This is a genomic window from Streptomyces sp. NPDC046821 (assembly GCF_040645335.1).
Lineage (GTDB): Bacteria > Actinomycetota > Actinomycetes > Streptomycetales > Streptomycetaceae > Streptomyces.
This window is the reverse complement of record NZ_JBEYYB010000003.1, coordinates 116,792-130,912: the sequence shown is the minus strand read 5'-3', so window position 1 is coordinate 130,912 and position 14,121 is coordinate 116,792. Positions and strand designations below refer to the sequence as shown.

At 70.8% G+C, this 14,121-nt stretch carries 12 protein-coding genes; 7 read left to right on the top strand and 5 right to left on the bottom strand.

The annotated features are described in order from the left end of the window. Positions 1-95: 95 nt before the first annotated feature. The 6 genes from ABZ893_RS07155 to ABZ893_RS07130 all read left to right on the top strand — a co-directional run bounded on the left by ABZ893_RS07155 (position 96) and on the right by ABZ893_RS07130 (position 5,916). Complete coding sequence (locus ABZ893_RS07155; protein ID WP_361398109.1) at positions 96-896, top strand: SDR family oxidoreductase; 801 nt, start codon at positions 96-98, stop codon at positions 894-896. A gap of 75 nt (positions 897-971) precedes the next feature. Beyond that, a complete protein-coding gene (locus ABZ893_RS07150; protein WP_361398107.1) occupies positions 972-1,724 on the top strand; it encodes an SDR family oxidoreductase in 753 nt (250 codons plus the stop codon). Positions 1,725-1,782: 58 nt separating this feature from the next. Then, positions 1,783-2,976 (top strand): substrate-binding domain-containing protein, encoded by a 1,194-nt coding sequence (locus ABZ893_RS07145; protein ID WP_361398104.1) that lies wholly within the window; start codon positions 1,783-1,785, stop codon positions 2,974-2,976. A 279-nt stretch (positions 2,977-3,255) separates the two neighbouring features. Beyond that, positions 3,256-4,083: an alpha/beta hydrolase gene (locus ABZ893_RS07140; protein WP_361398102.1), complete on the top strand. Its 828-nt coding sequence runs from the start codon at positions 3,256-3,258 to the stop codon at positions 4,081-4,083. A gap of 236 nt (positions 4,084-4,319) precedes the next feature. Beyond that, on the top strand, positions 4,320-5,402 hold the full coding sequence (locus ABZ893_RS07135) for a hypothetical protein (protein WP_361398099.1): 1,083 nt from the start codon (positions 4,320-4,322) through the stop codon (positions 5,400-5,402). A gap of 58 nt (positions 5,403-5,460) precedes the next feature. Further along, the gene (locus ABZ893_RS07130) at positions 5,461-5,916 is read left to right on the top strand and encodes a VOC family protein (RefSeq protein WP_361398096.1); all 456 of its coding nucleotides are present in this window, start codon (positions 5,461-5,463) and stop codon (positions 5,914-5,916) included. A 124-nt stretch (positions 5,917-6,040) separates the two neighbouring features. Here the strand turns inward: ABZ893_RS07130 and ABZ893_RS07125 are convergent, their stop codons facing one another. From ABZ893_RS07125 to ABZ893_RS07110, 4 genes are all read right to left on the bottom strand, one after another. Further along, the gene (locus ABZ893_RS07125; protein ID WP_361398094.1) at positions 6,041-7,570 is read right to left on the bottom strand and encodes an FMN-binding glutamate synthase family protein; all 1,530 of its coding nucleotides are present in this window, start codon (positions 7,568-7,570) and stop codon (positions 6,041-6,043) included. Between the two features lie 421 nt (positions 7,571-7,991). Beyond that, positions 7,992-9,056: a MerR family transcriptional regulator gene (locus tag ABZ893_RS07120; protein WP_361398091.1), complete on the bottom strand. Its 1,065-nt coding sequence runs from the start codon at positions 9,054-9,056 to the stop codon at positions 7,992-7,994. A 115-nt stretch (positions 9,057-9,171) separates the two neighbouring features. Beyond that, the gene (locus tag ABZ893_RS07115; protein WP_361398088.1) at positions 9,172-9,792 is read right to left on the bottom strand and encodes a LysE family translocator; all 621 of its coding nucleotides are present in this window, start codon (positions 9,790-9,792) and stop codon (positions 9,172-9,174) included. Between the two features lie 69 nt (positions 9,793-9,861). Further along, the gene (locus ABZ893_RS07110) at positions 9,862-10,953 is read right to left on the bottom strand and encodes a pyridoxal-phosphate dependent enzyme (protein WP_361398085.1); all 1,092 of its coding nucleotides are present in this window, start codon (positions 10,951-10,953) and stop codon (positions 9,862-9,864) included. Between the two features lie 117 nt (positions 10,954-11,070). On the opposite strand from ABZ893_RS07110, the gene ABZ893_RS07105 reads away from it, so the two are divergent. After that, positions 11,071-12,027, top strand: a complete 957-nt coding sequence (locus tag ABZ893_RS07105; protein ID WP_361398082.1) for a LysR family transcriptional regulator — start codon at positions 11,071-11,073, stop codon at positions 12,025-12,027. 15 nt (positions 12,028-12,042) lie between these two features. Here the strand turns inward: ABZ893_RS07105 and ABZ893_RS07100 are convergent, their stop codons facing one another. Beyond that, on the bottom strand, positions 12,043-14,013 hold the full coding sequence (locus ABZ893_RS07100; RefSeq protein ID WP_361398079.1) for an ATP-binding SpoIIE family protein phosphatase: 1,971 nt from the start codon (positions 14,011-14,013) through the stop codon (positions 12,043-12,045). Between the last annotated feature and the right edge of the window lie 108 nt (positions 14,014-14,121).

The following is a 14,121-nucleotide window of genomic DNA, read 5'->3' as shown; positions in this document are numbered from 1 at the left end:
CACGTACCGGACGCGAATCACGGGCGTTCCAGACAGCTGCCACAAGCTCTTGACCACCCTACTCAGGCCTCCTTAACCTGCGACCAAACGCTTGCTTGTCTACGAACACGGAAGGCATGTGCGGGATGCGCGACTTCGAGGACAGGGCGGGCGTGGCCATCGTGTCCGGCGGCTCCGGAGGGATCGGGGCAGCTGTTTGCCGGAGCCTGGCGGCAGCCGGTTCGGCGGTGGCCCTGACGTACCGCAGCAACAAGGAACAGGCGGACACCGTCGCCGCCGAGCTGGCCAAGCACGGCGTCACGGTCGCCACGGACGCGCTTGACCTTGCGGACTCCGAGGCCACCAGCAGCTACGTACAGTCGGTGGTCTCGCGTTTCGGCGCCGTCCACACGCTGGTCCACTGTGCGGGCCCGCACGTGCCGATGGTGCACCTCTCCCGCGTCACACCGGGGCAACTGCGCGAGCAACTCGACGCGGACGCCGCCGCGTTCTTCAACCTGCTGCACGCCGCGCTGCCGGCCCTGCGTGACAGCCGGGGGTCGGCGGTGGCGGTCACCACGGCGGCGACCAGCCGCTATCCGGTGCGTGACGGACTCTCTTCCGGCCCCAAGGCCGCGGTGGAGGCGCTTGCGCGCGCGTTCGCCGCCGAGGAGGGCCGGTTCGGCGTGCGGGTGAACTGCGTGGGGCCGGGGATGCTGAGCGACGGCATGGCCGCCCGCCTGATGGAGTCGGGCGACCTGGACGAACGCGCGCTGGACGTCGCCATGGCCAACATCCCCCTGCGGACGTTCGGCACCGCCGAGGACATCGCCGAAGCGGTGTGCTTCCTGGCCTCTGACCGCGCCGGCTTCATCACCGGACAGAAGCTCGATGTCGACGGTGGCTACGGGATCTGACGCGAACTGAGTCGCGGTGAGCGATCCCGCAGGGCAGTACAGGGCGGTACAGCGGAGTACATGTGAGGAGTGGAAGTGAGCACCAAGCCTTGCCTCGATCTCGGGTTCACGCCGGGTGACGTGGTCGTGGTCAGCGGGGCCGGCAGCGGCATCGGCCGGGCCACGGCGCTCAGGGCGGCGCAGCTGGGCCTGCGGGTGTCGGCGTGGGACCTCAACGCCGATGCGGTGACGGCCACGGTCGACGAGATATCCCGCGCCGGCGGGCTCGCGACGGCGGTGACCGCGAACGTGTCCGAGCCGGACGACGTGACCACCGGCTTCTTCGAGACCCGCCGTGCGCTGGGCGAGGTCCGCTACCTGGTCAACAACGCAGGCCCTTCGTCCGCCGTGGACCTCGACTTCGACGTGGCTGTCCAGATGTCTCTGGGCAGCGTGCGGCTGATGACGCAGACGTGGCTGTCCGGCGGGGTGCCTCCAGAGGCGGCGCTGGTCAACGTAGCCTCGGTCGCGGGCAACGTCATCGGCACGGAGTCGGCCTGGTACTCGGCGTCGAAGGCTGGAATCACGGGTTACACCCGCCACCTGGCGGCCCACCCCACCGCGGGCGTCCGCAGCAACGCGGTGGCCCCCGGCATGACCGACACCCCCCGCCTCGCCGGCTTCGCAGCCAGCGAAACCGGCCGACGGGCCCTCGCCCGCAACCCCCTGAAACGAATGGCCACCCCGGACGACATCGCCCACGCGATCCTGTTCCTGCTGTCACCGCTGGCGTCGTACATCAATGGTGTGCTGCTGCCGGTGGATGGGGGGTGGACGGTTACGCAGTAGGGGTGTCGGCTCGACCGGCTCCCTGTTCCGATGAGTTGGCACCGTTCAGAATGCCTGCATGACGGTCGGCACGGGGATCAAGTACATGCGTCTCGCCGAGGAGTTGAGGCGCGGGCTCAGGGACGGGGCGTGGCCGCCCGGCACCAAACTGCCCACCGAGGCAGAGCTGGCTGCCACGCACGACCTGTCCGTCAACACGGTACGGCGCGCCTTGGAGGTACTGGCCCCTGAGGGCAGCGTCGAGCGGCGCCAGGGAGCGGGAACCTTCGCGCGGCAGGCACCCCGCCCACCTGGCGTGCGACGGCGGATCGCGGTCGTACTGCCTGAACGTGACTGGTACTTCCCGCCCGTGATCGCAGGCATCGAGACAGTCGCCGCCCGGACCCGGACGTCGATCGAGGTGCACACGATCGGGTACGGCGATGTGGGCTGGGGCCGGCTTGAGCGCCTCGTCTCCGGTCTTGCGGATGTGGACGGAGTCCTCGTGACACACCCCGGCCCGTCCGAGACGGCCCCACCGGACCACGCCCGTCTGCTCCACGGGCTCTCCGTGCCTTACGTCCTGCTGGAGCGCGCGCCGTTCGGGATCGGCGACCCGAGTGAGCATGTCTCCACGGACCATGCCGGTGGCGCCTACCTCGCCCTCGCTCATCTCGCCGCGCTCGGTCACCGTGATGTGGCGCTGGCCTGCCGAACGGGCTCCGCGCCCAGTCGTGGCATCCGCGAGGGCTTCACGCAGGGCGCTGCCGCGCTGGGGCTGCGGGTCGTCGACCGGTTCGACTGGCCGCTGCTGTCGCGCTGGGGCACTTTGGAGGGCGCCCTTGCGGCGCAGGCGCCGTTCGCCGAGGAAGTCCTCCGTGAGGTCCGCGGCGGTGGTGCGACCGCGATGGTGTGTTTCGGTGACGTGGAGGGGTTGGCGTTGCTGGCGGCGGCCGACCGGGCCGGGGTTCGCGTCCCCGGAGATCTCGCCCTGGTGTCCTGCGAGGATCGGCACGCTTCGACAGCGCCGGTTCCGCTCACGTCGGTCGCGCCGGAGAAGTTCCGGCTGGGCGGGCTCGCGTTGGAGACGCTGCTGCGCCGGCTGGACGAGCCGGAGGGCGAACTGAGGCAGGTGTGGCTGCGGCCCAGGCTGACTGTGCGGGAGTCGTGCGGGGCGGCGGCCTTCGGGGCAAGGTCGTTCAGGCCGGGGGCCTACGGGACAGGGGCCTACGAGCCGGGGGCCTTCGGGCCGGGGGTTGCCAATCCTTCTTGATTCCTTCCGCCGGGGCCCGGGAGCGTCCGGTGTATGACGACTCATCGCGTACGGACAGCTTTACGTCTCCGCCTGGCGTCGCTGCTGCTGCGCCGCGACTCGGAGCAGGCCCAGACTCGTGACCGCACCCGCCGCGCGAGCGTGACCGGCACGCTGACGACGTGTGTGCTGGGCTCGGACCCGTCCGCCACTACCTTGCTCGGACAGCTCGCGGAAGCCAGCCCCTCAGCTGCGGAAATTCGATGGACCGGCTCGGATCGACCATGAAACGGTCCTGGTGTGTCGAGCGAGAACCAACTCCCTGAGTCCTTCGGGTCCTTTGATTCATTCGAGTCCTTCGACGGGACCGTCATCGGCTATCGGCAGGTCGGCTCTGGGGAGCCCGTCGTCATGGTTCAACCCTCGGGCGGTGGGTTGCACTCCTGGCAGCCGGTGGCCGAGCAGCTTGGCGGGCGGTTCGAGGTCTGGACGCCCGCCCGGCGCGCTTACGCTCCGAGCGGGCCGAGCCGCCGCTCGCCGAAGCGTTACGCCGACGAGGTGGCGGACCTTGAGGCGCTGATCGCCAAGATCGGCCGTCCTGTGCATCTGGCCGGCATGTCCTACGGCGCCACCGTCGCCCTGCACGCCGCGGCGGCTGGGCTGCCAGTTCGTTCGCTGGTTCTGTGGGAGCCGCCGTTGTATGCGGCGGGTGAAGAACTGACTCCCGTGATGGGTGAGTTCGAGGTGCTGGCTGCCGACGGTGAGCGGCGGAAGATCGATCGGCTGCTGGCGGAGAAGGTGGCCCGCGTACCGGGCGCGCTGCTGGATCTCCTGGACGCGGGCGAGCCCGCCGACGACGAACCCGACGAAGTGCCCGGCTGGCGCCACGACCTCGAATCGATGGCCGCGGACACGGCGGACATCGACCGTTGGTCCGCCGCCACCATCCCGACGCTGCTGATGGGCGGCGCCGACACCTGGGAGCCGATGCCGGCAACGCTGGACCGCCTCGCGGCCGCGCTGCCCGACGTCACGTTCACGTCGTTCCCCGACCAGATGCATTTCGCGCCGTCGCTGGTTCCTGAGGCTGTGGCGGCGGAGATCGCTCGTTTCCTGGCGCGTGTCTGAAGACGGATCCTGTGAAGGGCATGTGCCGGGGGCCACCTCATCCTCTCCTCCATCAAGAAGTTGGCATGATGATGTACCTGAGGGGGTGACTCCGGTCTTCGGTGAGCGTTGTACCGACCGTGTCGAAGCCTGCCTCCCACCCAAGCAATGCCGGCGCCGCGCCCACGGCCGGTGCGTCTCAGCCGCTGCCGCCCCCGTTCCTCCTGTCCCACGGGCAAGGTGCAGCGGCCCGCACGTTGTTGAGTTACGTGCTCTCGCTGGACCTTCCCGGCCCGGACGCCCAGATCGTCGCCGCGGTGGTGGCCATCCGGGCCGCACGCGGCGGCGTCGGCAACGTGACCGGCAAGGACCTGTCCGCCCTGCGCCTCGACGACGTACGCGGGGCCGTCGACGCTCTTCGTACTCTGGGCTGGCAGCTGGACGACACCCTCTTCGACGGCGATCCGGCGACGCCGGTCCCCATCATCGTCCCCGAACTGGCCTGGGGCGCGGCCGAACACCCGCTGCGCTTCGGGAAGAACATGCGCTCGCGGGTTTCCGGCTGGACCGCACGGACGTTGTCCGCGAAGCCGGTCAGGAAGCTTCCGCCCGCCGCGCGGCTCGCCGGTCTGTTCCTCGCCGCACACGGGGCGTCCGAGGTCGTCGGACCGATCCCGCCCAGCCTTCCCGCGTCCTGCCGGGCTGCCCTGCCCGACCTGCTCCGGAAGGGGTTCCTTGCGGAGCTGACCGCGGACGGCTATCGACTCGACGTCGCGGTGGGCCACTTGTCGGGCAACCGCCCGGTCGAGGAGGAGCCGGCCGCGCAGCCCGCCAAGGACAAGGGTGCGTCCGCTCCGGCGCCGGAGTTCCAGTTCGACCCCGCCACCTGGGCGGAGTGGAAGAAGGCGGCCACCCCCGCGCTCCAACGGCACGTCGAGGCCGTCGAGTTCTGTGCCATCTGCGCCATCGCGCCGCAGCGCGTCGCAGAGGCGTTCATGGAGCGCGTACGTCTCAAGCCCGCCGGTGAGGACATCGCGGCCAAGTACGAGGCGTGGAAGGAGTCGCACGCCGACCGGGGCCCGCAGGCGGCCGAGTTCACCGTGGCCTTCCGGACAGAGCACGGGCACGGCCCCTCGTACACGCAGTTGTGCTCGGGGCTGCGCTGGAAGGCGAAGCGCTCGTTGCGCGGCTTGATCGTGGAGGGTCTGCTGGCCGACGGGTGGCTCACGGACACGAGTCCCGTGCCGTGGACGCTCCGCCCCGGCAAGGTGGCCCAGGCCCAGGGCATCACGCTCCCCAAGGCACGGGCATCGGACGCGGCGTCTCGCGCCGGGGCGTAGTCCCGCGCGGCGGGTCGGTGCCGGCTGAATTGTCAGTGACGTCTGCCAGGCTCAAGTCATGGAGATGACGCTGCAACTGACGATCGACTGCGCCGACCCGCCGAAGCAGGTCGCGTTCTGGACCGAGGCGCTGGGATACGTGCCCGAGCCTCCGCCGGGCGGCCATGCCACGTGGCGGGATTACTGGTCGGACATGGGGGTCCCGCCGGAAGAGCTGCCGCCCGGTGCGGGCGACACCCCGGAGTCCATCGTCCATCCGACGGGGCAAGGGCCGAGGATGTGGTTCCAGAAGGTCCCGGAACTCAAAACCATCAAGAACCGCCTCCACCTCGACCTGAGGGTCAGCGGCGGACGCGACGTACCGCTCCCCCTCCGCAGAGAGCGGGTCACGACCACGGTGGAGCGACTCGTCGAAGCCGGTGCCGGCGTGCTTCGGACCACAGATGAGCCGGACATGGGGCAGTACGCCGTGCTCATGCAGGACCCGGAGGGCAACGAGTTCTGCGTGTACTAGGAGGAGCCGTCCGCATTCCTCGTAGGGGTTGAGGCTTCGCGAAGCCGGGGTCAAAAGTCGGAAGGCTCCGCGGCCGACAGCCGCGGAGCCTTCCGTTACATCACCGGTTACCGGCGGCCGGCGGTCACGCGTCGGTCGGCTTCGTGGTGAGCAGCGTGGTGATCTCCTCGGCCAGCTCCGGGCCGAGTTCGCCCCAGCCGTCCTTGTAGCCGTAGACGCTCGCCAGGGTGCGGGCGTCGTAGTCGCCGTTCATGATCTCGATGTCGTTGGCGGTGATCAGGGACGGGTGGGCGACACCGACCGCTCCCGAGACCTTGAGCAGCTCCTTGCGCAGGGTGCGCAGGTAGACGGCGGCGCGTGTGGCCTTCGAGGGCGCGTCGACGCCGCGTACCAGCCACGGGTCCTGGGTCGCGATGCCGGTGGGGCACTTGTCGGTGTGGCACTTCTGGGCCTGGATGCAGCCGATGGACAGCATCGCCTCGCGGGCGACGTTGATCATGTCGACGCCGAGGGCGAAGGCCACGGCGGCGTTCTCGGGCAGGCCGAGCTTGCCGGAGCCGATGAAGGTGAGCTGGTCGGTCAGGCCCCGCTCGGCGAACGTGGCGTAGACGCGGGAGAAGCCCATGCGGAACGGGAGCGACACCGAGTCGGTGAAGATCAGCGGGGCCGCGCCGGTGCCGCCCTCGCCGCCGTCGATGGTCACGAAGTCGACGCCGCGGTCGCCCTTGGCCATGAGCATGGCCAGCTCTTCCCAGAAGCTCATCTCGCCGACGGCGCTCTTGATCCCGACGGGCAGGCCGGTCTCGGCGGCGAGCAGTTCGACGAAGTCGAGCATCGAGTCGACATCGTGGAACGCGGTGTGCCGGGACGGCGAGGCGCAGTCCTTGCCGACCGGGATGCCGCGGATCTTGGCGATCTCCGGGGTCACCTTCGCGCCCGGCAGCATCCCGCCGAGGCCCGGCTTGGCGCCCTGGGAGAGCTTGATCTCCAGCGCCTTGACCGGGGCGCCGGCCACTACGGCCTTGAGCTTGTCGAGGTTGAAGGTGCCGTCCTCGTTGCGGCAGCCGAAGTACGACGTGCCGATCTGGAGGATGAGGTCACCGCCGTTGCGGTGGTACTCGGAGAGGCCGCCCTCGCCGGTGTTGTGCATCGTGCCGGCGAGCGCGGCGCCCTTGTTCAGTGCGGTGATGGCCGCGCCGGAGAGCGAGCCGAAGCTCATCGCCGAGATGTTCACGATGCTGGCGGGCCGGAACGCCTTGGCGCGGCCGCGCGGGCCGCCGAGCACCTTGGCGGAGGGCAGCGGGGCCTGCGGGTCGTGCAGGTCGGGCAGCGTGCCGGCGAAAGTGCGCTGCTTCACGTACGCGTGGCCCTGGACGTGCTCGACGTCGACGTCGGTGCCGAAGCCGAAGTAGTTGTTCTCTTCCTTGGCCGAGGCGTAGATCCAGGTGCGCTGGTCACGGCTGAACGGGCGCTCTTCCTCGTTCGACGTGACGACGTACTGCCGCAGCTCCGGGCCGATGGTCTCCAGGAGGTACCGGGCGTGCCCGATCACCGGGAAGTTCCTGAGCAGTGCGTGCTTCTTCTGCACGAGGTCGCGGACAGCCACCAAGGCCACTGCTGTTGCGGCGGCCGCGCCTATGCTCCGAGCGCGCATGAAACGTTCCTCTCCTCGACTGCTCATTACCCGACTCCATCGCTGCGCGGCGGAGGTCGTGGGCGTTGAGCGCCGAACGCCGGGCCCGGCGGGCAACGGCGTCCGACGACAAAACGCCACACGATAGTAGAGGCCGCGCGCACGGGCGAGCGGGCCAGGGGGCGCGGGGAGGCCGTGACCTGCACTTGGGCGTGATGCCGGAGGCTCGCCGCGTGCGCGGCTACGAAGGGGCGTCGACGTGGGCGAGGTGGCTGCCGCAGACGGTGCAGCGGAAGAGCATGGCAGCCACCCCCTCTCCCAGATCGGCCAAAAAGCGGTCAATCCGGACTACGTCGCGCCAACCGTCGATTGGCGGGCAGCCCGTGATCATGAGGCCGCCGTGGTCATGAGACGGTGCTGGCGACGGGCGTTCGCCCGTCTCCTACCGTTCGCCCTCCACGACGTCCGCCACCACGCAGCTCACGTTGTCCGGGCCGCCGGCTGTGTTGGCCAGGGTGATGAGGGTGTGGGCTGTCTGTTCGGGGGTGGTGGGTTCGGAGAGGGTTCGGTGGATCGCTTCGGTCGGGACGGTCGTGGGGAGGCCGTCGGAGCAGAGGAGGTAGCGGTCTCCCGGCCGGGCGTCGTGCAGCCGCATGTCCGGGGTGGAGTCCGCTCCCGCGCCCAACGCCCGTATCAGAAGCGCGCGTTGGGGGTGAGAGGCGGCTTCCTCCGGGGTGAGGCGGCCTTCGTCGATCATCGACTGGACCATCGTGTGGTCGTGGGTGATCTGGAACAACTCGCCGTCGCGCAGCAGGTAGACGCGGGAGTCGCCGATGTGGACGAGGGCGAGTTGCGATCCGGTCCAGAGCATCGCGGTGAGTGTGGTCCCGGCGTCGTCGGCGCCCGCGCCGCGCACCGCCTGTTGGGCCTGTCCGATCGCGTCTTCCAGGGCGTTGAGGAGATTGCCCGCCGGGATGCTGTCGGTTTCGAGGTGCTTGAGTGCGTCGACCGCGGCGGCGCTCGCCGGGGCGCCCTGACCTCCGTAACCGTCGGCGACCGCGAGCAGGCGAGTGCCGGCGTACGCGGTGTCCTGGTTGCTCTCGCGGACCAGGCCCGCGTCGGACAGTGCGGCGTAACGGATGTGCAGGGGCTGGGTGGTCGGGGACATTTCAGGGTCCTTCCATGACAGGTGGTCGATGAGGAAGGTGGCCAGGTCCCGTCGTGCGGCGGTGTCGGCTTCGACCTCGGCCCAGAACGTGCGGATCTCCCGCGCCGCCGGTTCCGCGGCCAGCGTGCAGACGTGCTGGATGCGGGCCAGGGGCATTCCCAGGCGGCGGAGCCAGGCGACCAGTCTGGCCTGGTCCAGCTGTTCCGGTGCGTAGAGCCGGTAACCGGTCACCGGGTCGACGCGAGCAGGGGTCAGCAGGCCGAGTTCGTCGTAGAGACGCAGTGCCTTCGGCGACAGCCGGGACGCCTTCGCGAACGTCCCGATGGTCAGCAACCCCATGCTCGTCCCTCCTCGTACCGGGCACGTCGCCCGGCCCCACCGATGCTGCGGGCTCCCCCAAGGTGAAGGTCAACCACTGCCTGGAACGCAGGTCAACCACTGCCTGGGACGCGGGTCAGCCCGTCGCCGTTGCGACCAGAAGTCCGAAGCCGATCAGTACGACGCCGGTGGCCCGGCCGAGTACGCGATGGGTGCGCGGCCTTTCGAGGATGCGCCTCGCTCGGGACAGGAGGAGGACGTAGCCGCCCAGCCAGAGGAGCGTGAGGGCGGTGTGGAGGAGGACCAGGAGCGTCATCGCCCAGGCTGCGGGCAGTCGGGGCGGGGCGAGGGTGGGGAGCAGGCCGGTGTAGAAGACGGCGATCTTCGGGTTGAGGAGGTTGCTGACGAAGCCGGTGCGCCATGGGCCGCCGGCGGTCACCCGGGGCCGCGCGTCAGCCGGAGCCGCGGCACCCCTTCGTGTCTGCCACAGCGACTGGGCTCCCAGATACACCAGGTAGCCGGCGCCGAGGACTCTCACGGCCAGGTGTGCCGTCGGCGACGCCGCGAGGACGGCGGCAAGGCCCGCCGCTGTCAGTACGCCCCAGACCAGGAGTCCGGACGCGATGCCGCCCACGGTCCGCAGCGCGTCCCCGGGCCCGGCCGCGAGCGCGCGCCGCGTGACCACGGCCATGTCCGGGCCCGGTACGACGGTGAGCAGCCCAAGGACACCGAGCGCGGCCAACAGGTGGGTCAGCATTCCGCGACCAGGAAAGTCATGGAGGTTACAAAAGTTATGGAGGTCAACACTGGTTCTTTCAGGCGGCTTTCAGTGGTTCGGGTTGGCTGTCGTGCCCTCGGTGTTCAGCAGTACGACCACTGATGTCTGGTCGAGGCCGAGTGCCGTACGGGCTTGGGCGGCGCCCGTGAGTGCCGCGCGGACACCCGCCAGCGATGCCGCCCCGCACGGGCCCGACGAGACACCGAGGGCCGCGAGGTCGGCGGCGGCGCGGGCGCTCTCGGCGTCGGAGACGGCCGTCGCCGCGTTCAGGCCGCCGTGCAGGTAGGGCCAGGCGAGGCTCGACGGGGTGCCGCAGTTCAGGCCGGCCATGGTGGTGTCGCCGGTGGTCACGGTCATGGGTTCGCCGTGGGCGAGGCTCCGAAGGACGCAGGCCGCGGCCTCGGGCTCGACCGAGAGCAATGCCGGGGCCCGTTCCGGTCCGGAGGGCCGGCTGCGGTAGTGGGCGATCACCGCCTGCGCCAGCGAGCCCACCCCCACCGGCACCGCGACGAGGTCGGGGCCGTCGACTCCCCCGGCCGTCAACTGCTCGTCGATCTCGGCGCAGAGGGTGGAGTAGCCCTCCACGATCCACCCCGGGATCCGTTCGTACCCCGGCCAGGCGGTGTCCTGCACCAGGACCGTGTCCGGGCTGTCCGCCGCGTCAGCCGCGAGCCGTACGGCCTCGTCGTACGTCCCCGCGACCTCCGTGACCTGCGCCTGTTCGGCGGCGATCGCCGCCACCGCCTGCGGATGCACGCCCTGGGGTACGAAGACGTGGGCGCGCTGGCCGAGCAGGCGTGCCGTGCGGGCGACCGCCCGGCCGTGGTTGCCGTCGGTGGCCGTGACCAGCGTGACCGGACCCTGCCCCCGCTCGGCCAGGATCCGGTGTACGGCCCAGGACGCGCCCAGCGCCTTGAACGCGGGCAGTCCCAGGCGGGACGACTCGTCCTTGACGTAGACCTTGCCGACCCCCAACTCGTTGGCCAGAGCCGGGAGTTCGGTCAGCGGTGTGGGCACGTAGTCGGGGAGCGTGGCGTGGAAGGCGCGTACCTCGGCGGGGGCGGAAGCGCAGCGCCACGTTCGGGCGCGGGGGCCCGCGAACCAGGGCTGCGCGGGGCGGGAGGTCGGATTCTCTGGCACGCCTACAGGATCCGTCGGGTCGCCATGAACGGTCCAGCGAATGTTTTCGACCTATAGTCGTCGGACAAACCGATCATTCATCACTGCCGCCCGCGAGGGCGCGGGAGCGGACCCGCGATGTTCGACCTGCACCGACTGCGCCTGCTGCGCGAGCTCAAGCACCGCGGCACGCTCGCGGCCGTCGCCGCGGCCCTGTCGTACGCCCCCTCGTCCGTGTCCCAGCAGCTCTCGCTCCTGGAGGCCGAGGTGGGTGTCCCGCTGCTCGAACCGGTCGGGCGGCGGGTGCGGCTCACCGAGCAGGCCGAGATCCTCGTCGCCCACACCGAGGCGGTGCTCGAACGGCTCCAGCGCGCGGAGGCGGACATCGCGGGCTCGCTGACGGATCTGACCGGCACCCTGCGGATCGCCTCGTTCCAGACGGCCGCCCTCGCCCTGGTCCCCGCCGCGCTCGGCCTGCTGCGCGACCGCCACCCGCACCTGCGCGTCCACGTCACGCACATGGAGCCGGAGAAGGCCCTGCCCGCGCTCCAGGCCAGGGACTTCGACCTGATCCTCGCCGAGGAGTACCCCGGCAACCCCAACCCCCGCCACGCCGAGCTCGAACAGGAGGAGCTGCTCGACGATCCTCTGCGCCTCGCCCTGCCGATGCCGGCCGGTACGCCCGAAGGCCTGGGCCCGATGCCGACGCTGCGCGCTCTCGCTGACCATCCGTGGGTCATGGAGCCCGAGGGCACGACCGCCCGGCACTGGGCGACGGCCCTGTGCCGCACCGCGGGTTTCGAACCCGACGTGCGGTTCGAGACGACCGACCTGCTGTTCCATCTGCGGCTCGTCGAGCACGGGCACGCGGCCGCCTTCCTGCCCGACCTCGTCTGGAGCGGCCAGCCCACGACGGTCAGCCTGCGGCAGCTCCCGCGCGGGCAGCGGGCACGTCGGGTGCTCACGGTCGTCCGCCGCGGCAGCGGCACACATCCCGCCGTCCTGGCGTGCCGGGAGGCTCTGCGCGGGGCGGCCACGTCGCGCGCCTCGTCCTCGCCGACCTCCTCGACCTCCTCAACCTCACCGACCTCCTAGGCCTCGGCGCCACCCTCACGGGCGAGTTGGGCGCGTCGCATCGTCGGCCGTCCGCGCTTGGAGCACCAGGATCGACAGGTCGTCCTCGACCGGGCCGGTCCCGAAGTCGTGGGCCGCTCGCCGTACATGTTCGGCGAGCGCCTTCGCGCCGAGGCCGAGGCCGAGGCGGAGCACGTCCGCGAGGCCGTCGTCGTCGTCCAACTGCCAGTTGCCGTTGCGGCGTTCGGTGACGCCGTCGGTCACGCACAGCAAGGTCTCGCCGGGCGCGAGGTGGAAGCCGGTGGCCCCGAACTCGGTGCCCTCGTCGATGCCGAGCAGCATCTGGGGTTCGCAGGCGGGTTCCACGCGGCCGTCGGTGAAGAGGTGCAGCGGCAGGGGGTGGCCGGCGCTGGCGACCCGGCATCGGGCGCCCGCGATACGGGGGTCGACGGTCAGCTCCCCGTACAACAGGCTGAGGAAGCGGGCGGCGGCCTGTTCTCCGTGGGCCTCAAGTGCTTCGGCGCTCTCTTCGGCCATGGCGATGTTCAGCCGGTCGAGCACCGACTCGACGCCGTGGCCTTCGCGTGCGAGGAGGCGTACGAGGTGGCGGGCGAGGCCGGTGACGGACATCGCCTCGGGGTCCTTGCCCTGGACGTCGCCGAGCAGGAAGCACCAGCGGCCCGCGCCCATCGGGAACACGTCGTAGAAGTCGCCGCCGACGGTCTGGCCCTCGCCGTGCGGCTCGTAGACGATCGCGGTGTCGACGCCCGCGATGCTGGCGAGGGTCGGGGGCAGTTGGCGGCGCTGGAGGGCGACGCTGATCGTCGTCTGTTTCGTGTACTGGCGGGCGGTGATCACGGCCTGCGCGACCCGGCGGGCGACGTCGTCGAGCATCCGGACGACGGCGTCGGTCATCTGGAGCTGGCCGGCCCGGCCGAGCAGCAGGACGCCCACGTCGGTGTCACGGACGGACAGCGGGAAGGCGAACGCAGACCCGCCCGAGCCCGCAGGCCCGCCGCTCTCCGGCCACGGCCAGGGTGTGCCGCCGGCGCGGATACCGGCGGACGGCGGAACCCGCTCCAGTTCCTCCCTCAGCGGCACGATGCGGCGCTCGTCTACGTGCCAGACCCGGGAGAGCTGGAGACCACTCTTGTGGGTGCGCAGCCAGATGCCGCACCAGTCGGCGAGGCGGGGTACGAGGAGCTGGGCGGCGAGCGCGGTGACCATGCCCTGGTCCAGCTGTCCGGCCAGGAGCTCGCTGGTCTCGGCGAGGAAGGCGGGGCCGCTCCGGTCGACCCAGTCGGCGGCGGAGCCGGGGCTGTGCCGGAGGGCCGACGGCCGTACGTGGTGGGACCGGACGCGCTCCATGCCGGGGCCGGTGGTCTGGTCGGCGCGGTGCGCCGTGGCGTCGGCCTCCGCATCGACCTCCGCGTCAGCCTCGGCCCCGTTGGATCCGAGTTCCATGGACCCCGGTCCGGTGGATCCCGTCGTCGCGGAGGCTTCCATCGCGGAGGCTTCGAGGCGGAACCAGACCCGCTTCTCGGACCGCCGGTACGTGACTCCCCAGGCCTGCGAGAGCGCGCTCACCAGCTGGAGGCCGTAGCCGGGCTCGCCCCGGCGGGCGTCCGTGCCGCCGCGTACCCGCCTGGACGGGTGACGGTCGGCGACCTCCACGACGACGGCCACTCCGGTGTCCGGGTGCTGCTCCAGGCGGCAGACCACGGTGATGTCGGTGCCCGCGTACACGACGGCGTTGGTGACCAGCTCGCTGGCGAGCAGGACGGCGTTGTCGACGAGGTCCTGCCGGACCGGGCCGGGGGTGGCCTGCGGCTCCTCGCCGGCGGGTTTCGCCGTGGCGGGCTTCGCGGTGGCGGGTTTCGCGGTGGCCGGCATGTCGCCCGAGAGCGCCGCGCGCAGGAATCTGCGCGCACCGGCGGCAGCGAGCTGGTTCGCCGGCAACTCCTTGCTGCACACGAACTCAGCGGCGCGTGCGGGCAACGGGATCACGGCGCCCCCTGGGTGCGCTGGCTACACGTGGAAGAAGTATTTTCGGGCCCCTTATAATAGGACAAACCTTTCCAAAACCTCTCCAAATTCGTCGCCGAGTGTGGACGA

Coding starts and splice junctions, on each gene's coding strand:
- ABZ893_RS07145 (WP_361398104.1), top strand. CDS start 1,783: ATGACGGTCGGCACGGGGATCAAGTACATGCGTCTCGCCGAGGAGTTG.
- ABZ893_RS07130 (WP_361398096.1), top strand. CDS start 5,461: ATGGAGATGACGCTGCAACTGACGATCGACTGCGCCGACCCGCCGAAG.
- ABZ893_RS07125 (WP_361398094.1), bottom strand. CDS start 7,570: ATGCGCGCTCGGAGCATAGGCGCGGCCGCCGCAACAGCAGTGGCCTTG.
- ABZ893_RS07120 (WP_361398091.1), bottom strand. CDS start 9,056: ATGGGGTTGCTGACCATCGGGACGTTCGCGAAGGCGTCCCGGCTGTCG.
- ABZ893_RS07115 (WP_361398088.1), bottom strand. CDS start 9,792: ATGCTGACCCACCTGTTGGCCGCGCTCGGTGTCCTTGGGCTGCTCACC.
- ABZ893_RS07105 (WP_361398082.1), top strand. CDS start 11,071: ATGTTCGACCTGCACCGACTGCGCCTGCTGCGCGAGCTCAAGCACCGC.